Raw genomic sequence first — 18,778 nt, 5'->3', positions numbered from 1 at the left:
ATCAATGATAGCGTAGCACAAATTGATCAAACTACTAAAGATAATGTTGAAATTGCTAATGAATCAGCTATTATTTCTAGTACAGTAAGTGATATAGCTAATAATATCTTAGAAGATGTTAAGAAGAAGAGGTTTTAATCTTAGATGACTAGCTAAAAAGCTAGTCATCTCTATAAAATAATATATGTTTAATTCTTTAAGATTTAATGAAATGTGGTATAGAGAAATTCTAATTGTCAATATTAAGTATTTTCTAAATCAAATACATTTTAGGGTGTGATAAAATTCAGGGTTATCAAAACTTGGAGGAAAAGGAATACTGGCTCTAAATTCTTTATAAGTATTACCTGGAAGTTTGTCTATAATTTCTATAGTGTAAGAAACACTTGTATTTTGCATTTTGGCATTGCGAATATTTTTATCATTGAAAATTTCTCCCCCTACTTTTTTTTGATTTAATATGCTAAGTATCAAATAGCATTTTCTGATTTCAAATTTAGTAAGATTTTGAACCTTTCCGCTTACGATAACACTTTCATGTCTTAGATCTCTTGTGTAGGTTAGTTTGCTAAGATCGGCTTGAGTGGTGAATTGATTGATTGTTAGAAAAATAGAATATATCAAAAGTGCGGTAAAAATAGTAGCTATGGTATAAGAAATCAAAGCCATTTCTTTCTGTTTAACTTTTAGAAAGATTAAAATACAAATCAAGGCAAAGCAAATAAGTAAAATGATAAAAGCTATAATATGAAAAATTGTAAAATGCATTAAAAACACTCCGAAACTAAGCGTATGGTATAGTTATTTTCATAGTTAAAATTTTCGAAAGCAATTCTTTGAAATTGGGTTGCATTTTTCTTTAGATCTTTAATTTCTCTACTTTTTTGTCTAAAAGGGATAAATTTCTTTTTATATTCTTCTATGATATTATCATTAGGTATTTTATCCGCAAAAATTTTAGCTGTAATTTTACATTCTTTAAAATTATTTTTTGAATTATTTGTAATGTTAAAATCAACAATTAAATCATTTGAACTTTGTATTATTTTTTGATTCGTAATAGCGGTTTTCCGAGTTCTTACTTCATTGTCTATTAGTTTATACCCATAGATATAAACTAAAAAACAAACAATAATATCAAATGCAATAATAAAAAGTGCTACTATAGGTCTATGGCGTAAAAATACACAAAGAAGTAAAACACAAGTGAAGAGAAAAAAAACTAATAAAATCAGCATATAATCTACTAAATATAAATGAGTAGTGTAAAAAAGCACGATTTCTCTTAGTTTTTCCACTTGCGTATCCTTTTAGTTCATGTTGGCAGAACTTTGCTTTTTAGCATCTTTGGTATCAACCCAAATGTTTGGTACTGCTCCACCTGGAGTTAAGAAAATTTTAGCATCTTGATTGACTTTTAAAGCTTCATTAAATTCTTTTTGAGTTTCAATTTGCTTTAAATTTAGTAAAGGAGTGTTTAAGCTGTTTGCGATTTCTTTATTAGAATAAGCTTGTGCATCTGCTTCTATCTTAACAGCCATAGCTTTACCTTTGGCACTGATTATAGTTGCATTTGCTTCCCCTTCAGCTAAGGCAGCTTTTTTTAAGGCTTCTTGATTAGCTCTTTCTACTTCATATTTAGTTCTTTCAGCCTCTTGTTTTGCAATTTGCACGCGTTCGATTTGTTCTTTTACTTTTGAAGGTAAAATAATTTCTCTAAGTTGTACAGCGCGAAGTTCTACAGGTTCGTTTGGTTGGGCTTCTATGGTTTTTCTTATACCTTCTTCTATTTGAGTGGCTATTGTATTACGATTAGTAGGAAGTTCTTCGGCTGTGTATTTTCCTACAACACTTCGCACTACATCACGAACAACTGGATCGATAATTTTATTTTCCCAATTTAAGCTCCAAGTAGCTATAGTTTGAGGAACTTGCAAAGGATTTAAGCGGTATTGTACTGTAACATCAATAGATACAGGCAATCCACGAGAGTCAAGTACAGAAATACTATTTTTATTAATAACACCTGAACCCGAAGATAAATTTTCATTACTTCCCTCTATAGAAGCATAGTTGATTTGTCTTACTCTAGTATCGATTATGGTTATTTTTTGTACAAAAGGTAAGAAAAAGTGAAGTCCTGGTTCTAATGGATTTGGGTCATATTTACCTGTTGTTGATTTAATCCCCATTTCTCCAGAATTTATTACCATAAAAGGTTTTGCAACGATTAAAAATAAGATAATAATAATCACCCCATAAATAAACGGAGAGAATTTTCCAAAACCTTTAAAATTAAATTCTGGTGCTTTGAAATTGAAATTTTGACGGTTGTTGTTTCCGTTATTGTTAGAATTTCCATTTTTTTTATTGAAATAATCATTCAAATCAGCTGGCATTTATTTCCTTTTTTAAATATAAGTTAGCATAGATGCGTATTTTTGATTGCGTCCATAAACTACATCAAAATAAGCATCTTGAAGTTTTTTAGTTACAGATCCTCTTAAACCATTTCCTATTATTCTTGCATCAATATTGTTAATAGGTGTGATTTCAGCGGCTGTTCCGGTGAAAAATGCTTCATTAGCAGTGTAAACTTCATCTCTTGAAATTCTTTGGCGAAGCACAGTGACACCAAGATCATGAGCAATTTTAAGCACTGTATCTTGAGTAATGCTTTTTAAAGAAAAATCATTTGGAGGTGTGATTAAAACCCCATCTTTTACAATAAAGAAACATTCTCCTGTTCCTTCTGCGATAAAACCTTCTTCATCAAGCATCAAAGCTTCTTCATAGCCTGCTTCAATAGCTTCAAATTTTGCAATTTGAGAGTTAAGATAATTCGCACTTGCTTTAGCTTTTCCCATGCATGATTTAACACTATTTCTTGCAAAAGACGAAATTTTTACTTTTATGCCTTTTTCTAAACCTTCTTCTCCAAGGTAAGCACCCCATTCCCAAGCTGCAATCCCAACTCTTACAGGAGCTTTTATATGATAAAGTCCCATAACTCCATCGCCTAAGAAGATCAAAGGGCGGATATAGACATTGCTTTTAAAATTGTTTGCTTTTAATAGTTCAATTTGTGCATTTTCAAGCTCTTTTTGAGAAAAAGGACAATTTAAAAGAGTAATTTTTGCAGACTCTAAAAGTCTTTTGGTGTGATCTTCAAGTCTGAAAATTGCCAATCCTTTATCTGTTTTATAGGCTCTAGTTCCTTCAAAAACAGCATTGCCATAATGCAAAGAGTGGGTTAAAAAGTGTAAAGTTGCATCTTTAAAATCAACTAATTTTCCATCCATCCAAATTTTATTTGCTTTTATACTCATAATCAAACCTTTTGATTGAAATAATAAATGTTTATTTTATCAAAAATAAGCTAATATTTTTTATACATTTAATAACTTTAAATATATTTTAAGTTAAATATATTTAAAGTTAATTTAAGTTTTTATAATGAGTTTTATATTTCTTAAATAATACTTAATTCTAATTTTTATTAGAATTAAAAAGAAATATTATAAATATTGAGATCATAAATTTGCAAGACAATTTTTAGGAAAGCCTTTAGTAGGCGGATTTTGCTGCAACAAAGGGTAAGCCCTCTTGATTGTAAAAAATTTCAGCTTTAATATGGTAAATTTTTTCTATGAGTTCTTTTGTAATTATATTTTTAGCATAACCTTTAGCTACAATTTTAGCATCATTTAAGATCACAAGTTCATCGGCAAATTGAGCCGCTAAAGAAAGATCATGCAAAACTATTAAGGTAATAAGTTTTTCTTTTTGAGTTTGTTTTTTAACTGCCTCTAGTAAAACACATTGATGATGCATATCTAAAGCACTTACAGGTTCATCTAATAGCAAAATTTTTGGATTTTTAAGTAATACGCTAGCAAACATTACCATTTGCCTTTGACCCCCTGAAAGACTCATGATATCTCTTTGAGCAAGATCTAAAATACCTAATTTTTGCATTATATTAGCAGCTTTTAAAAGTTGTTCATCGCTTAAATAAATTCCAAGATGATCAATAAAACCAAGTAAAACCACCTCTAAAGCACTTAAATTAGCATCTATTGAATTATCTTGAGGCATATAGCCTATATTTTTTCTCCAAGAGTGAGAGTTTTTTAGGCTAAGAATTTCATCTTTAAAGCTTATTTTTCCTTCAAATTTAATAGTGCCAAAAATTGCTGAAATCAAAGAAGATTTTCCTGCTCCATTAGGACCTAAGATAGCATAAATTTTTCCTTTTTCAAAATTTAAATTCAAATCTTTTGCGACACATAAAGAAGCTCTATTGATATTTACATTTTCAAGTTTTAGCATTGTTTTTTCCTTGAAAAAATAATCCAAAAGAAAAATGGCACCCCTACAAAAGAAGTTATAATACCCACTGGAAATAAAGCACCAGGAATGATAATTTTAGAGAGTACAGAAGCAATTGATAAAAAAGCAGCACCTACTAGCATAGCACTAGGTAGAAAAAATCTTTGATCTTCTCCTACTAACATTCTAGCAATATGTGGAGCTACTAAACCTATAAAACCTATAACACCTACAAAGGATATGGCTGTAGCTGTCATAATGGAAACTAAAACTAAGGTTTTAAATCTTAAAAAAGTAAGATTAATTCCCATGCTTATAGCTCTTGTTTCTCCTAATTTTAAAGCTGTTAATGCCCAAAAATCTTTGATTAGGAAAAGGGTGCAAACCAAACTCACTAAAAAGACTATAAGTAAATTTGTCCAAGTGGCTTTTTGTAAGCTTCCAAAAAGCCAAAATAAAATTTGTTGAGAGACTTCAGGAGAGGCTATAAATTGAACTAAAGAAAGTAAAGACTGAAATAAAAACAATAAAGCAATTCCTACCAATATTAACATAGATGAATTAAAATTTCTTAAATTGGCAAGAGTAAATAAAATACTGGCTGAAAGCATGGTCATTATAAAAGCACCTATAGGGATAGCTATGATTAAAGGCAAGCCAAAGGTTCCAAAGGCTATGATTAAAGAAGCTCCAAAGCCAGAGGCAGCAGCTAGACCTAGAGTGTAAGGACTTGCCATGGGATTATTAAGCAGGGTTTGAATTTCAGCTCCACCTATACCTAAAGTTGCACCTACAACTAGAGCCATTAAAGCTATGGGAAATCTTAAATCATAAATGATAATTGCAGAAGTAGGATCTATTTGAATATTGGAATTTATACCCGCATAAAGAGTTTTAATTACCTCTTTTATGCTTAACATGGAAGGGCCTGTGGCGATATCAAAAATTAAAGATATAAAAGCAATGATGAAAAAAGTTAAAATAATAAAAAATCGTTTTAATTCTCTTTTTCTATGTTCTTTTAGGGTTTGTTTGATTTTATAGTCCATTTAGTTTGCCTGTATTCCAAAAGTTCCTTTAGGAACTGCGGGCATAAATTTTTCATGAAATTCTTTATAGGTTTGATTTGGGTTAAGATCTTTAAAAAGATCAGGATATAAGGCTTTAGCTAAAAATTCAGCTCCTGCAACATCGCTTAAAGTTCTAGTTAAATGATTATAAAATCCATAAAGTCTATGATTTTGTATGGCAGGTAAAGCAGTATAACCTTCTCTTTGCTTAAAACCTTCAAGTCTTTTTAAAGCTTCTTTTTCATCAATTCCTATTCCCATTACCATGGCTTCTTTATTTTTATTTAGCTCATTTTCTCTACCTGAAATTACTATAACATCAGGTTTTGAAGCCAATACTTGCTCAGCACTAATTACTCCCCATTTTTGAACTAAATTTTGAGCGATGTTTTCACCTCCTACCAGATTGGCTAAAGATCCCCACATGTCGTTTCCAAAAGTAAAACTGTTTTCCTTAGGACCTTTATTTCCAAGTTCTATGTAAATTTTGGGCTTGGGTAGATTGGCTTTGGCGATTTTTTCTTGTATGTATTTGATTTTGCTTTCATAAAAATCAATGATCTCATTAGCTCTTTGCTTTTGATTTAATAATTGACCTAAAATTTGGGTGCTTAAACGATGTTGTTCTAAAGTTTCTTTGTTATAGGAGATGACTACTATAGGAATGCCTACTTTTTCGATCAAGCTAAGATTGTCTTTTATCATATCATATTGCCAATCAGCCAAGATAAGCAGATCAGGTTTTAAGGCGATAACTTTTTCTGCTGAAAAAGTTCCAAATTGTGGGTCTCCTATATCGTCTAAGGTTTTGATTTTAGGAATAATGGAGCTAAAAAGTTCATAATTTTGTGGCATATAATTAGCCCAAGAGTCTTTAGAAATGGCTACCACATTATCAAAAGCATTTTTGCCTCCAACGGCTAGAAAATCAGGAAAATAAAAAGCTATGATGATTCGTTTAGCGGGTAAATTAACCTTTACTTCTCTTCCTAAAACATCTTTGATCATTATCTCTTTTGCCAAGATTTCATTTGTTAAAAAAATGTTAAAACAAATCATAAATAAGAATATTTTTTTAAGCACTATTTCTCCTAGAAAGTAATTTTAATTGATAATAAAAATCATAATTTTAATAAATTATTCTTAAATTATGATTAAGTTTATTATACAAAGTATTAAATTTGATTTGAAATAATTACAAAATTTATAAGGAGAAACAATGCCATTAGTAAATATTAAATTAGCAAAACCGGCTTTAAGCAAAGAGCAAAAAGCAGAACTTATAGCTGATATTACTGAGCTTTTAAGTAAAAAATATAATAAAAGCAAAGAAAGAGTTGTGGTGGTTTTAGAAGATGTAGAAAATTATGACATAGGCTTTGGTGGAGAAAGCGTTGAAGCTATCAAAGCAAAGGCAAGTAAATGAGTTTAAACATAGGAGATAAAGCACCTCAATTTGAGCTTTTAAATCAAGACGGGGTAAAAATAGCCTTAAAAGATTTTATTGGCAAAAAGGTGATTTTGTATTTTTATCCAAAAGATAATACCCCAGGTTGTACTACAGAAGCTTGTGATTTTAGTGCAAATTATGATAAATTTAATGATAAAAATGCAGTGATTATTGGTATCAGTCCTGATAGTGTGACAAGTCATGAAAAATTCATCTCTAAATTTGATTTAAAGCATATTTTACTTAGCGATAGTGAAAAAGAAGTTGCTAAAGCTTATGGAGTTTGGGGACTTAAGAAAAATTACGGAAAAGAATATGAAGGTCTTATCCGCTCTACTTTTGTTGTCGATGAAACAGGTAAGATTGTTCAAATTTATAGCAATGTGCGTGTGAAAGATCATGCTTTAAAAGTGCTTGAAAGTCTTTAATGCTAGTGCATATTTGTTGTAGCGTAGATAGTCATTATTTTGTTGAAGAACTTAGAAAAACTTATCCTAATGAAAAAATCATAGGGTATTTTTATGATCCAAATATCCATCCTTTAAGCGAATACGAACTAAGATTTTTAGATGTAAAAAGATCTTGTGATAAACTTGGTATCAAGCTTTATAAAGGTGAGTATGAGTATGAAAAATGGCTTAATGCTGTGCGTGGTTATGAAAATGAGCCTGAAAAAGGTGCAAGGTGTGAAATTTGCTTTGATGTAAGAATGGGATCTAGTGTTAAATTTGCTGCTAAAATAGGAGAAAAAAAGCTTACTACTACCCTTTTAACCAGCCCTAAAAAAGATTTAGAACAGTTAAAAAATGCTTTACAAAAGGAATGTGAGCCTTATGGAGTAGAGTTTTTAGCTCCTGATTTTCGTAAAAATGGCGGCACTCAAAGGCAGTTTGCTTTAGCAAAAAAAGAAATGCTTTATCATCAAAACTATTGTGGTTGTATTTATGGGCTTAAAAAACAAAAACAAGATAAGAATTTTATTGATGAATTAATGTCTCCTGCAAATAAGCAAATTTTACCTGCAAGTATAGAAGCAAGAATAGCTCTTTATAAAAAAGTAGTTTTATGGGAAAAAAAAGGTATAAAATTTGAAATTTTAAGAGAGAAATTTTTAAATTATCGTCTTTTAAGTGCTTTAATAAAATTAGATAAAAAGCCTGTTAAATCTCATATTTTATTTTATTCGCATTTTAAAAACGCTTATACAAGATTTTCTTTGGATGACGAAAATTTAAAACAAAATTTAAAAGAAGGCTTTTATAGAAGCACTAAAGATGAAATGGTTTTTGTTGAATTTTGGCGTTTTAATGCATTTTTTAAAAACAAATGGAAAAATTTTGAAGATTTTTTAAAAAGACCTTTGAGTGTGCAAGCAGAAATTAAATGGCGTAATAAATTGTTTGGAACTTATAATCTTAGCCCTATTATCATCCTTGAAAATATTTTACCTTCAAGATATGAAGTGATAGCAAAAAGTGAAATTTATCATGATAATCAAGAGGTGCTTGTAGAAATTTAAGAAATTTATTAAGAAAAACTTTTTTTGTTAATGTAATTTTTAATGATTTTTTTATATAATAAAATTTTTAATTGTTTTCAAGGTTAATTTAATAATGATAGATGTAATGCAAATTCAAGAAATCTTACCACACCGTTATCCTTTTTTACTAGTAGATAAAATTACAGAATTAAAAGTTAAAGAAGTGGTTCGAGGATATAAAAACATCAGTATAAGTGACCATGTTTTTATGGGACATTTTCCAGGGCATCCTATTTATCCTGGAGTTTTGATTTTAGAAGGTATGGCTCAAACAGGCGGAGTTTTAGCTTTTGAAAGTATGGAAGATAAAGTGGATCCAAAAAGTAAAGTAGTTTATTTCACAGGCATAGATGGAGCAAAATTTAGAAATCCTGTGCGTCCTGGAGATAGGCTTGATTATGAAATGAGCGTGGTTAAAAATCGTGGCAATATGTGGATTTTTAAAGGGCAAGCTTTTGTAGATGGAAATTTAGTTGCAGAGGCTGAGCTTAAAGCTATGATAGTGGATAAATAATGAAAAAAATTCATCCAAGTGCGGTGATCGAAGAGGGTGCACAACTTGGTGACGATGTTGTAATAGAAGCTTATGCCTATGTAGGCAAAGATGCTAAAATAGGTAATGATGTTGTCATTAAACAAGGTGCTCGAATTCTTTCAGATACAACTATAGGTGATCATTCTCGTGTATTTTCTTATGCTATAGTAGGTGATATTCCTCAGGACATATCTTATAAAGAAGAACAAAAAAGCGGTGTTATTATAGGAAAAAATGCAACTATTAGAGAATTTGCAACGATAAATTCAGGCACAGCTAAAGGAGATGGTTTTACTCGTATAGGGGATAATGCTTTTATTATGGCTTATTGTCATATTGCACATGATTGTCTTTTAGGAAATAATATCATTTTGGCCAATAATGCAACTTTAGCAGGACATGTAGAGCTTGGAGATTTTACGGTTGTAGGCGGGCTTACACCTATTCATCAATTTGTCAAAGTAGGCGAGGGTTGTATGATAGCAGGAGCAAGTGCACTTTCTCAGGATATAGTACCGTTTTGTTTAGCAGAAGGAAATCGTGCAAGTATTAGAAGTTTAAATTTAGTAGGTATTCGTCGTCGTTTTGATAAAGATGAAGTAGATAGACTTAGCAGAGCTTTTAAAACTTTATTTAGGCAAGGAGATTTAAAAGAAAATGCTAAAAATTTGCTTGAAAATCAAGAAAGTGAAAATGTTAAAAAAATGTGCCATTTTATATTAGAAACAAAGCGCGGAATTCCTGTCTATAGGGGTAAAAATAATGCCTAGAAAATGTAGTTTTTGCAATGAAGTGGAGAATCCACAAAGAAGAATTTTAGCAAATGAAAATGATGATGCTTTTATTTGTGAATATTGCGTTGAAGGTGCTTATAGTATTATTTATGGAGAAGAAAAAGAATTTAAAGAACCTAAACAAAGCCATAATACAGAATTTAAAGATATCACTCCAAAAGAATTAAAAGCTTATTTAGATCGTTATGTCATAGGGCAAGATAGAGCTAAAAAAGTTTTTAGTGTTGGAGTATACAATCATTATAAAAGACTTTTTAAAGCCGAACTTCAAGATGATGATACAGAGCTTTTTAAGTCAAATATTTTACTTGTTGGGCCAACAGGAAGTGGAAAAACTTTATTAGCACAAACTTTGGCTAAATTTTTAGATGTACCTATAGCAATTTGTGATGCAACTTCTTTAACTGAAGCAGGATATGTAGGTGAGGATGTGGAAAATATTTTAACACGTCTTTTACAAGCTGCAGATGGAGATGTGCAAAGAGCTCAAAAAGGTATAGTTTTTATTGATGAGATTGATAAAATTGCTAGAATGAGTGAAAATCGTTCTATTACTCGTGATGTAAGTGGAGAGGGTGTGCAACAAGCTTTACTTAAGATTATCGAAGGAAGTTTGGTAAATATTCCACCAAAAGGGGGAAGAAAACATCCAAATCAAGAATTTATACAAATTGACACTTCAAATATTTTATTTGTTTGTGGTGGAGCTTTTGATGGTTTGGAAACTATCTTAAAAAGAAAACTTGGCGATAAAGTTGTGGGATTTTTTGATGATGCAAAAGAAGAAAATAAAGCTTTACTTGAGAAAATCGAACCTGATGATTTGGTGCATTTTGGTTTGATTCCTGAGCTTATAGGTCGTTTGCATGTGATTGCATCTTTAAATGAGCTTAATGAAGAGGATATGGTAAGAATTTTAACTGAGCCTAAAAATGCCATTATTAAACAATATCAAAAGCTTTTTGCTATTGATGGGGTAAATTTAAAATTTGAAGAAGATGCTCTAAGAGCTATCGCACAACTTGCATTGGAGAGAAAAACAGGGGCTAGGGGACTTAGAAGTATTATAGAAGAAATGATGGTAGATTTAATGTTTGAGTTACCAGAGTATAAAAATTATGATATTGTAATAACTAAAGAAGTTGTTAAAGACAATGCAAAAGCATTATTAATAAAAAGAAAAATAAGTTAAAAAGGATAGAAATGATATTAGATCAACTTATAGGATTTTTTTCTAGTGATATGGGGATTGATTTAGGAACAGCTAATACGCTAGTTTTGGTAAAAGATAAGGGTATAGTGATAAATGAGCCTTCTGTTGTGGCAGTTGAAAGAGAAAGGTATGGTTCCAAAGCAAAAATTTTAGCCGTAGGTAAAGAAGCTAAAGATATGGTGGGAAAAACTCCAGGTAATATCGAAGCTATTCGTCCTATGAAAGATGGCGTGATTGCAGATTTTGATATGACTGAAAAAATGATCCGCTATTTTATAGAAAAAACACACCGTAGAAAAAGTTTTTTACGCCCTAGAATTATCATTTCTGTTCCTTATGGTTTAACTCAAGTTGAAAGAAAAGCGGTAAGAGAAAGTGCTTTAAGCGCAGGTGCAAGAGAGGTATTTTTGATTGAAGAGCCTATGGCAGCGGCTATTGGTGCAAGTTTGCCTATACAAGAACCTAAAGGAAATTTGGTAGTAGATATAGGGGGTGGAACTACTGAGATCGGAGTGATTTCTTTGGGTGGACTTGTGATTTCAAAGTCTATTCGTACAGCTGGAGATAAGCTTGATATGAGTATAGTTAATTATGTAAAAGAAAAATACAATCTTATTATAGGTGAAAGAACAGGCGAAGAGATCAAAATCACTATAGGTTCAGCAATACAACTTCCAAAAGAACTTTCTATGGTGGTAAAAGGACGCGATCAAGTAAGCGGACTTTTAAGTCGTATTGAACTTACAAGTGAAGATGTAAGAGAAGCAATGCGTGAGTATTTAAAAGAAATTGCTGATGCTTTAAAAATGGTTCTTGAAATGATGCCGCCTGATTTAGCAAGTGATATAGTAGAAAATGGTGTAGTTTTAACAGGTGGCGGAGCATTGATTCGTGGTCTTGATAAATACTTAAGTGAAATTGTACGTTTGCCAGTTTATATCGCAGATGAACCGCTTTTAGCTGTAGCAAAAGGAACAGGTAAAGCTTTAGAGGAAATTTCATTATTGCAACAATTAACCAATGAAGAATAAGATTTTTTATGTTCTTGTCTTAGCCTTTTTGGTTTTTATATCTTTTTATTATGGAAGACTTATCAAGCAAAATGTTCTCCGTGTTAATGACTTTGTTATAGGTAATTTTTATAATATTAAAGATTATTTGAAAGAAAAAATTTCAGAACATTTTAATCAAGCAAGTCAAATTCAGCAATTAAAAGCTAGAAATAAAGAATTAGAAGACATTGCCGTAAAGGTAACTAGTTTTGCAAATCAATTAAATCGTATTTTAGAGGATCAAAATTCTACAAAATATTTACCTCAAGTTTCTTTAACTAGAGTTATTTCTTATGTTCAATTGAATGATTATAAAAAATTATGGCTAGATTGGAGCAAAATTCCCGTTGGTAAAAATCGTGGTTTAATATATCAAGGATATACTGCAGGTATAGCTATTAATAAAGATGGCAGAACAATGGCTCTTCTGCAAGGTGATGATCAGTGTGTTTTTTCTGTTTATATAGGAAAATCCAAAGCTCCAGGTTTAATTCAAGGTGAAAATGGCAAGGTTGTGGTTAAATTTATTCCAAAGTGGGCGAAAATTAATGTCGGAGATGAAATCTTAACAAGCGGACTTGATAATATTTTCTTTTCGGATGTCCCTGTTGGGATTGTGAATAGAGTTGATGATGAAGATATGTATCAAAGTGTAGAAGTAAAGCCTTATGTTAAGATCAGCATTCCTGCTTATTTATATGTAGTAGATAATTTATAAGTCAAGGGTTAGACTTTTTAAAAATTTTCTATATTTTTGCTAATTATTATAACTTTGTTTAGTGCTAAAAATTTTGTTAAATTATCAAATAAATTTTTATAATCGAATGAGAATTTTATAAAAAATCTTAAATTTCTTTATGTATTATTTCCTAGATTAAAAGCAGGGTGTTTATTTTTTAAAATTATATCGATAATTTCAAAGTTTATAAAACTAATTTTTGTTATAATCAGCTCAAATTCATGCTCTTAGGAAAATTTATGCCAAAACGAACAGATATTAAAAGTATTTTACTTATAGGAAGTGGTCCTATTGTGATAGGACAAGCTTGTGAATTTGATTATTCTGGAACTCAAGCCGCAAAGACTTTAAAAGAATTAGGATATCGTGTAGTATTAATCAACTCAAATCCTGCAACTATCATGACAGATCCTGAATTTGCAGATGCAACTTATATAGAACCCATAACAAAAGAAAGTATTTTAAGTATTATTAAAAAAGAAAAAATTGATGCAATTTTGCCAACTATGGGTGGACAAGTAGCGTTAAATGTTGCTATGGAAGTTTATGAAAGCGGACTTTTAGGAGATGTAAAATTTTTAGGCGCAAATCCTGAGGCGATTAAAAAAGGCGAAGATCGTCAAGTCTTTAAAGAATGTATGAAAAAAATCGGCATGGATTTGCCAAAATCGATGTATGCGTATAATTATGATGAAGCTTTAAAAGCCGTAGATGAAATCGGCTTTCCTTTGATGATCCGTGCTTCTTATACTTTAGGAGGTGCTGGAAGTGGTGTGGTTTATAATATGGACGAATTTAAAGAACTCGCTAATACTGCTTTAGCTTTATCGCCTATCCATGAAATTTTGATTGAAGAAAGTTTGTTAGGTTGGAAAGAATATGAAATGGAAGTTATACGCGATAGAGCGGATAATTGTATCATAGTTTGTAGTATAGAAAATATCGATCCTATGGGAGTTCATACAGGAGATAGTATTACAATAGCTCCAGCATTAACTTTGACGGATAAAGAATATCAAGTTATGCGTAATGCTTCTTTTGCTATTTTGCGTGAAATTGGCGTAGATACAGGCGGAAGTAATGTACAATTTGCTATCAACCCAAAAAATGGAAGAATGATAGTTATAGAAATGAATCCAAGGGTTTCAAGATCAAGTGCTTTAGCTTCTAAGGCAACGGGTTATCCTATAGCAAAGGTTGCGACACTTTTGGCAGTAGGCTTTAGTTTAGATGAGATTAAAAATGACATTACAGGAACTCCTGCATCTTTCGAGCCTGTGATTGATTACATTGTGACAAAAATTCCTCGCTTTACTTTTGAAAAATTTCCAGGAGCAAATACAACTTTAGGTACAGCTATGAAAAGCGTGGGTGAGGTAATGGCTATAGGACGCACTTTTAAAGAAAGTATACAAAAAGCACTTTGTTCTCTTGAGCGTTCTTTGAGTGGTTTTGATAGAGTGAAATTTGAAGATAAAAACGATCTTATCTTTAAAATTCGCAACGCTAACGAAAAGCGTTTGCTTTATGTTGCTCAAGCTTTTAGGGAAGGTTTTAGCGTAGAAGAACTTTATGAGCTTTGTAAAATAGATCCTTGGTTTTTAACACAGATTAAAGAAATTGTAGATTTTGAAGAGCAAATTGATATGGATATTTTAAACAATAAAGCTCTTTTGAGAAAAGCAAAAACTATGGGCTTTTCAGATAAAATGATAGCCTTGCTTGTAAATTTGAAAGATAATTTAGAATTAAGCCAAAATGATATTTATTATGCGAGAATGAAGCAAAAAATCATCGCAGAATTTAGCGAAGTAGATACTTGTGCGGGTGAATTTGAAGCTTTAACTCCTTATCTTTATTCAAGTATCAATGTAAGCGAACTCACTCAAAGTAAAAACGATGCTAAGGATAAAAAAGAAAAAAAAGTGATGATTATAGGTGGGGGGCCAAACCGCATAGGACAGGGTATAGAATTTGACTATGCTTGCGTACATGCTTCTTTTGCGCTTAAAGATATGGGTATTAAAACCATTATGTATAATTGTAATCCTGAAACCGTTTCGACTGACTATGATACAAGTGATATTTTGTATTTCGAGCCTATTGATTTTGAACATTTAAGAGCGGTGATTGAGCGTGAAAAACCTGATGGAGTGATTGTGCATTTTGGTGGACAAACTCCTTTGAAATTTGCTAAGCGTTTGAGTGCTTTTGGAGCTAAGATTATAGGTACTAGCGCAAGAGTAATTGATATGGCAGAAGATAGAAAGAAATTTGCCGAATTTATTACAAAACTAGGTATCAATCAGCCAAAAAATTCCACTGCAACAAGTGTGGAAGAAGCGGTGCTTAAAGCTAGTGATATAGGATATCCTGTGCTTGTAAGACCAAGTTATGTTTTAGGTGGGCGTGCGATGCGTGTGGTAAATGATGAGGCCGAACTTAGACTCTATATGCAAGAAGCTGTAGATGTGAGTGATAAAAGTCCTGTTTTGATCGATCAGTTTTTAGACAATGCTACAGAAATTGATGTTGATGCGATTTGTGATGGCAAAGATGTTTATGTGGCAGGAATTATGGAGCATATAGAAGAAGCAGGAATTCATTCAGGCGATAGTGCTTGTTCTTTACCACTTTGCAATATCGATGAAAAAATGCAAGAATTTATTGCACAAAAAACCGCAGATATTGCTTTAAATTTAGGAGTTGTAGGGCTTTTAAATATACAATTTGCTTTACATAATAATGAGCTTTATATGATAGAAGTAAATCCTAGAGCTAGTCGTACTGTGCCTTTTGTTAGTAAAGCTACGGGTATCCCTTTGGCAAAAGTAGCAACGCGTGTGATGTGGCAAGGAAATTTAAAAGAAGCTTTGAAATTTTATGATACTTTCAAAGTGGTTAATTTTGATACTAAAATTTTACGCCCTAAAACTCCAAAATATATGAGTGTAAAAGAAGCAGTATTTCCATTTGCAAAACTTAGTGGAAGTGATTTAGAATTAGGCCCTGAAATGCGTTCAACAGGTGAAGTTATGGGTATAAGTAAGGATTTTGCAAATTCTTACGCAAAAAGTCAAATCGCATCGTTTAATCATCTTCCAGAGCAAGGTGTGGTATTTATCTCCTTAAAAGATAAGGATAAAAAATATACCAAAAAAATCGCTGCAGAATATGTAAAGCTTGGCTTTAGACTTATGGCAACAGGGGGAACTTGCAAGGAAATTTTAGAAAGTGGTTTTGAGTGCGAGCTTGTGCATAAAATTTCAGAAGGACGCCCCAATGTTGAAGATAAATTGAAAAATGGGGAAATTCACTTAGTTATCAATACAAGCGATAGTCACAGTTTTAAAGGCGATACAAAAAAAATTCGTGAAAATATTATTCGTTTTAAAATACCTTATTTTACAAATTTGCGCTCAGCTTTAGCAGGTGCAAAATCGATTAAAGCTATACAGAGTAAATCTTGCTTAGATGTAAAGAGTTTGCAAGAGTGGCTTAAATCTTGATTTATTTAGCTCAAACAGATACTACGGTAGGATTTTTAAGTAAAAATTTAGAAGAGATTAATGCTTTAAAAGGTAGAGATAAAAATCAACCTTGCTTAATCACTTCTGCGAAATTTTGCGAGTTAAAAAGTTTAGCAAGAATTCCAAAATCTTTTAAAAATTTAGTACGTCGTTCCAAAAAAACAACTTTTATTTATCCAAATAATCAGGCCATTCGCGTTGTGAAAGAGTGTAAACATGCGAATTTTTTAAGTAAAAATGGCTATTTTTATTCATCTTCGGCAAATAAGCATGGAAAAGAATTTGATGAAGAATGGGCTAGAAGTGTTGCTGATATAATACTTGATGAGAAATTTTTCGAAAATATCCCATCAAAAATATTAAAACTTTCAAAGAATAAAATGATAAAAATACGTTAATTAAAGAGCTTTTAAAATATCTTCAAAAGCAATACAAAATTGCTCTATGCCATCGCTTAACAAATCATTGCAAGCTTTTTCTCGTTCACTTTGAGAAATGATTTGATTAAGTTCTGTATAAATTTCAAAATTCATTAAAGGTTTTTTAAAATCCATTTTTCCTTTAAATGCCTCTATTGCATCAAGAGGAGCAGTATTAACAGAATTCTCAAAAAGAAGTTCTTTGATATAATAGTCTTTTGGCAGATCATCTCCTTTAACTCCAGTGCTTGCAAACAAGGCGCGAATATTAGGTTCATTTTTTGAGTAGATATTGTTATAAGCTAAATTTGCATTTAAAATTCCAATACGATTTTGCTCTTTGGCTTTAGGATTTAAAAGTCTATCAAAACGACTTACAAAAATACTTATAACAGCTTGTGGTGTTCTAGTATTTTGTTCTTTTAAGGCTATATTGTTTTTTCTAAATTCGACTAAACCTGCATTTAAAGCTTCAAAACATTTTTGACTTTGTTCAAGAGAAAAAATTAAGGTAGCATTGACGCTAATACCATTTTTCATAAGTTCATACATTACTTCATAAGAAGCTTTTGTAGCTGGAATTTTAATCATTACATTTTCTTTGCTAATAGCACTATAAAGTCTTTTAGCTTCGCCTAAACTAAGAGTCGTGTTATCATGAAGTCTTGGATCTATTTCAATACTTATAAATCCATCGTTTTTTTGATAAAAAAGAGGAGCTAATTTATCAGCTGCTTTTTGAATATCAGAAATTGCTAATTCTTCATAAATATCTTTTGTTTTTTTTCCTTTTAATTTAAGAATTTTATCTTTATAAATTGGAGAATTTAAAATAGCATTTTTAAAAATAGCAGGATTTGAAGTAGCACCATTAATTCCATGTGATAATAAATTTAAAAATTCATTATCTAAAAAACTATTTTCTATAAAATCACACCAAAGAGAAAAATTTTTCATTATATTACCTTTATTATTTCTTTTAAGTCTTTTATATCTATGCAAATATCAGCTTTAGAACGTAAAATTTCTTTAGCACAAAATGCAATCTTTAATCCACTTTCGTTAAACATTGCCAAATCATTTGCCCCATCGCCAACACACATCACTTCATCTGTTTTCAAATTTAAAAAGCTTTTTAATCGTTGTAGCATTAAGCCTTTTGAATTTGAAAACATCATTTCCCCACCAACTAGCCCTGTTAAAATGTCATTTTTATGATGCAGATAATTTGCAAAACCGAGGTTAATTCCAAGTTTTTGCATAGCAGGATCTATGCCTTCATGAAAACCACCGCTAAAAATAACAATTTGTATATTTTTAGATTTTAAATATTGGATAAGTTCATGTGCTCCATGCATTAGTGGAAGTGTGCTACTTAATTCTAAAACTTTTTTATAAGACATACCTTTTAAAAGGCTTACTCGTTTTTGAAGACTTTCGAAAAAATCAAGCTCTCCAGTCATGGCATGGCGGGTAATTTCGCTTGTTTGATTACCCTTGCCATGCGCTGTAGCTAAAATATCGATGGTTTCACCATCCATTAAAGTAGCGTCAAAGTCAAAAACACAAAGTTTAATCATTAAAATTCGCGCTTAAGTAAAGCTTCTACTTTGAGTATAGTTAAGATATTTTCATCTCTTTTTCCTATACCATAAATCATACCTTTGTCTTTAATTAAAGTTTCAGGCGGTGGATCGATTCTGTTTCTGTGAATTTTAATTGCTTCAGTTAATCTATCTATAACAAAACCAGCATTTCCTCCAACTCCAGTTCCATTTGTCTCACCTCTTAAAACAATATATCTTGTTTGAGGTGTCATTTTAGAACTTCCTAAATGAAAGCGTTGAGCTAGATCAATGAGTGGCATAACATTACCACGCATATTAAAAACCCCTAGAACATAATCAGGTACGCTAGGAACTCTAGTATATTCTATAGGTTTGATGATTTCTTGTATATTAAGAATTGGAATCGCATATTCCTCATCTCCAACTACAAAGCCGACAAGTTGGATGATATCATCTTCTCTTTGATCGACATCAGGACCAGCCATCTGAGTTTGCTGTTTTTGCAAAATTTGCTCTAATTTTTCATTACTCATATT

General features: G+C 31.2%; 20 protein-coding genes and 1 pseudogene. 11 read left to right on the top strand and 10 right to left on the bottom strand.

Annotation, left to right across the window (positions count from 1 at the left end):
* Positions 1-138, top strand: a pseudogene (locus ELQ11_RS03440) (methyl-accepting chemotaxis protein); the annotation flags it as partial.
* A 120-nt stretch (positions 139-258) separates the two neighbouring features.
* On the opposite strand, the gene ELQ11_RS03435 reads toward ELQ11_RS03440, so the two are convergent.
* The 7 genes from ELQ11_RS03435 to ELQ11_RS03405 all read right to left on the bottom strand — a co-directional run bounded on the left by ELQ11_RS03435 (position 259) and on the right by ELQ11_RS03405 (position 6,485).
* Positions 259-768 carry a DUF2393 family protein gene (locus tag ELQ11_RS03435; protein ID WP_126214682.1) on the bottom strand — a complete coding sequence of 170 codons (510 nt, stop codon included), beginning with the start codon at positions 766-768 and terminating at the stop codon, positions 259-261.
* Positions 768-1,298 carry a DUF2393 domain-containing protein gene (locus ELQ11_RS03430; RefSeq protein WP_126214680.1) on the bottom strand — a complete coding sequence of 177 codons (531 nt, stop codon included), beginning with the start codon at positions 1,296-1,298 and terminating at the stop codon, positions 768-770. Before ELQ11_RS03430 ends, ELQ11_RS03435 begins: the two co-directional genes overlap by 1 nt.
* A 12-nt stretch (positions 1,299-1,310) precedes the next feature.
* On the bottom strand, positions 1,311-2,399 hold the full coding sequence (locus tag ELQ11_RS03425) for a prohibitin family protein (protein WP_002870862.1): 1,089 nt from the start codon (positions 2,397-2,399) through the stop codon (positions 1,311-1,313).
* 12 nt (positions 2,400-2,411) lie between these two features.
* Positions 2,412-3,329 (bottom strand): branched-chain-amino-acid transaminase, encoded by a 918-nt coding sequence (gene ilvE / locus ELQ11_RS03420; RefSeq protein WP_072224005.1) that lies wholly within the window; start codon positions 3,327-3,329, stop codon positions 2,412-2,414.
* A 238-nt stretch (positions 3,330-3,567) separates the two neighbouring features.
* Positions 3,568-4,332 carry an ABC transporter ATP-binding protein gene (locus ELQ11_RS03415; protein WP_002870860.1) on the bottom strand — a complete coding sequence of 255 codons (765 nt, stop codon included), beginning with the start codon at positions 4,330-4,332 and terminating at the stop codon, positions 3,568-3,570.
* Positions 4,326-5,381 carry an iron ABC transporter permease gene (locus ELQ11_RS03410; protein WP_072224003.1) on the bottom strand — a complete coding sequence of 352 codons (1,056 nt, stop codon included), beginning with the start codon at positions 5,379-5,381 and terminating at the stop codon, positions 4,326-4,328. The genes ELQ11_RS03415 and ELQ11_RS03410 overlap by 7 nt, the downstream gene beginning before the upstream one ends.
* On the bottom strand, positions 5,382-6,485 hold the full coding sequence (locus ELQ11_RS03405; protein WP_002870858.1) for an ABC transporter substrate-binding protein: 1,104 nt from the start codon (positions 6,483-6,485) through the stop codon (positions 5,382-5,384).
* Positions 6,486-6,621: 136 nt separating this feature from the next.
* Here ELQ11_RS03405 and ELQ11_RS03400 point away from each other — a divergent pair, with 136 nt between their 5' ends.
* From ELQ11_RS03400 to ELQ11_RS03355, 10 genes are all read left to right on the top strand, one after another.
* Complete coding sequence (locus tag ELQ11_RS03400; protein WP_002870857.1) at positions 6,622-6,828, top strand: 4-oxalocrotonate tautomerase family protein; 207 nt, start codon at positions 6,622-6,624, stop codon at positions 6,826-6,828.
* Complete coding sequence (gene bcp / locus ELQ11_RS03395; protein WP_072224002.1) at positions 6,825-7,280, top strand: thioredoxin-dependent thiol peroxidase; 456 nt, start codon at positions 6,825-6,827, stop codon at positions 7,278-7,280. Before ELQ11_RS03400 ends, bcp begins: the two co-directional genes overlap by 4 nt.
* Positions 7,280-8,371 carry an epoxyqueuosine reductase QueH gene (locus ELQ11_RS03390; protein WP_002870855.1) on the top strand — a complete coding sequence of 364 codons (1,092 nt, stop codon included), beginning with the start codon at positions 7,280-7,282 and terminating at the stop codon, positions 8,369-8,371. Before bcp ends, ELQ11_RS03390 begins: the two co-directional genes overlap by 1 nt.
* Before the next feature lie 94 nt (positions 8,372-8,465).
* A complete protein-coding gene (gene fabZ, locus ELQ11_RS03385; RefSeq protein ID WP_002851782.1) occupies positions 8,466-8,906 on the top strand; it encodes a 3-hydroxyacyl-ACP dehydratase FabZ in 441 nt (146 codons plus the stop codon).
* The gene (lpxA, locus tag ELQ11_RS03380) at positions 8,906-9,697 is read left to right on the top strand and encodes an acyl-ACP--UDP-N-acetylglucosamine O-acyltransferase (protein WP_070317702.1); all 792 of its coding nucleotides are present in this window, start codon (positions 8,906-8,908) and stop codon (positions 9,695-9,697) included. The genes fabZ and lpxA overlap by 1 nt, the downstream gene beginning before the upstream one ends.
* The gene (clpX, locus tag ELQ11_RS03375; protein ID WP_002860329.1) at positions 9,690-10,913 is read left to right on the top strand and encodes an ATP-dependent Clp protease ATP-binding subunit ClpX; all 1,224 of its coding nucleotides are present in this window, start codon (positions 9,690-9,692) and stop codon (positions 10,911-10,913) included. The genes lpxA and clpX overlap by 8 nt, the downstream gene beginning before the upstream one ends.
* 11 nt (positions 10,914-10,924) lie before the next feature.
* On the top strand, positions 10,925-11,965 hold the full coding sequence (locus tag ELQ11_RS03370; protein ID WP_002851700.1) for a rod shape-determining protein: 1,041 nt from the start codon (positions 10,925-10,927) through the stop codon (positions 11,963-11,965).
* Positions 11,955-12,704: a rod shape-determining protein MreC gene (gene mreC, locus ELQ11_RS03365; RefSeq protein ID WP_002861060.1), complete on the top strand. Its 750-nt coding sequence runs from the start codon at positions 11,955-11,957 to the stop codon at positions 12,702-12,704. The genes ELQ11_RS03370 and mreC overlap by 11 nt, the downstream gene beginning before the upstream one ends.
* A gap of 260 nt (positions 12,705-12,964) precedes the next feature.
* Positions 12,965-16,234 (top strand): carbamoyl-phosphate synthase large subunit, encoded by a 3,270-nt coding sequence (carB, locus tag ELQ11_RS03360; protein WP_126264649.1) that lies wholly within the window; start codon positions 12,965-12,967, stop codon positions 16,232-16,234.
* The gene (locus ELQ11_RS03355; RefSeq protein WP_044779561.1) at positions 16,231-16,653 is read left to right on the top strand and encodes a Sua5 YciO YrdC YwlC family protein; all 423 of its coding nucleotides are present in this window, start codon (positions 16,231-16,233) and stop codon (positions 16,651-16,653) included. The genes carB and ELQ11_RS03355 overlap by 4 nt, the downstream gene beginning before the upstream one ends.
* Here the strand turns inward: ELQ11_RS03355 and ELQ11_RS03350 are convergent, their stop codons facing one another.
* The 3 genes from ELQ11_RS03350 to ELQ11_RS03340 are packed head-to-tail and all read right to left on the bottom strand — an operon-like array spanning position 16,654 to position 18,775.
* Entirely contained in the window at positions 16,654-17,631 is a 978-nt protein-coding gene (locus ELQ11_RS03350) for a transaldolase (RefSeq protein ID WP_002921692.1), read from the bottom strand.
* Positions 17,631-18,254 (bottom strand): phosphoserine phosphatase SerB, encoded by a 624-nt coding sequence (serB, locus tag ELQ11_RS03345; protein WP_002870849.1) that lies wholly within the window; start codon positions 18,252-18,254, stop codon positions 17,631-17,633. Before serB ends, ELQ11_RS03350 begins: the two co-directional genes overlap by 1 nt.
* Positions 18,254-18,775 carry a chemotaxis protein CheW gene (locus ELQ11_RS03340; protein ID WP_002870848.1) on the bottom strand — a complete coding sequence of 174 codons (522 nt, stop codon included), beginning with the start codon at positions 18,773-18,775 and terminating at the stop codon, positions 18,254-18,256. The genes serB and ELQ11_RS03340 overlap by 1 nt, the downstream gene beginning before the upstream one ends.
* Positions 18,776-18,778 lie beyond the last annotated feature (3 nt).

The sequence above is a fragment of the Campylobacter sp. US50a genome, assembly GCF_004379015.1.
Classification (GTDB): domain Bacteria; phylum Campylobacterota; class Campylobacteria; order Campylobacterales; family Campylobacteraceae; genus Campylobacter_D; species Campylobacter_D jejuni.
The sequence above is the reverse complement of the archived record's forward strand: the minus strand, read 5'-3'. Positions and strand labels throughout refer to the sequence as shown.

Coding starts and splice junctions, on each gene's coding strand:
- ELQ11_RS03400 (WP_002870857.1), top strand. CDS start 6,622: ATGCCATTAGTAAATATTAAATTAGCAAAACCGGCTTTAAGCAAAGAG.
- bcp (WP_072224002.1), top strand. CDS start 6,825: ATGAGTTTAAACATAGGAGATAAAGCACCTCAATTTGAGCTTTTAAAT.
- ELQ11_RS03340 (WP_002870848.1), bottom strand. CDS start 18,775: ATGAGTAATGAAAAATTAGAGCAAATTTTGCAAAAACAGCAAACTCAG.
- mreC (WP_002861060.1), top strand. CDS start 11,955: ATGAAGAATAAGATTTTTTATGTTCTTGTCTTAGCCTTTTTGGTTTTT.
- ELQ11_RS03425 (WP_002870862.1), bottom strand. CDS start 2,399: ATGCCAGCTGATTTGAATGATTATTTCAATAAAAAAAATGGAAATTCT.
- ELQ11_RS03370 (WP_002851700.1), top strand. CDS start 10,925: ATGATATTAGATCAACTTATAGGATTTTTTTCTAGTGATATGGGGATT.
- carB (WP_126264649.1), top strand. CDS start 12,965: ATGCCAAAACGAACAGATATTAAAAGTATTTTACTTATAGGAAGTGGT.
- ELQ11_RS03410 (WP_072224003.1), bottom strand. CDS start 5,381: ATGGACTATAAAATCAAACAAACCCTAAAAGAACATAGAAAAAGAGAA.
- ELQ11_RS03390 (WP_002870855.1), top strand. CDS start 7,280: ATGCTAGTGCATATTTGTTGTAGCGTAGATAGTCATTATTTTGTTGAA.
- ilvE (WP_072224005.1), bottom strand. CDS start 3,329: ATGAGTATAAAAGCAAATAAAATTTGGATGGATGGAAAATTAGTTGAT.
- ELQ11_RS03350 (WP_002921692.1), bottom strand. CDS start 17,631: ATGAAAAATTTTTCTCTTTGGTGTGATTTTATAGAAAATAGTTTTTTA.
- ELQ11_RS03415 (WP_002870860.1), bottom strand. CDS start 4,332: ATGCTAAAACTTGAAAATGTAAATATCAATAGAGCTTCTTTATGTGTC.
- serB (WP_002870849.1), bottom strand. CDS start 18,254: ATGATTAAACTTTGTGTTTTTGACTTTGACGCTACTTTAATGGATGGT.
- fabZ (WP_002851782.1), top strand. CDS start 8,466: ATGATAGATGTAATGCAAATTCAAGAAATCTTACCACACCGTTATCCT.
- ELQ11_RS03435 (WP_126214682.1), bottom strand. CDS start 768: ATGCATTTTACAATTTTTCATATTATAGCTTTTATCATTTTACTTATT.
- clpX (WP_002860329.1), top strand. CDS start 9,690: ATGCCTAGAAAATGTAGTTTTTGCAATGAAGTGGAGAATCCACAAAGA.
- lpxA (WP_070317702.1), top strand. CDS start 8,906: ATGAAAAAAATTCATCCAAGTGCGGTGATCGAAGAGGGTGCACAACTT.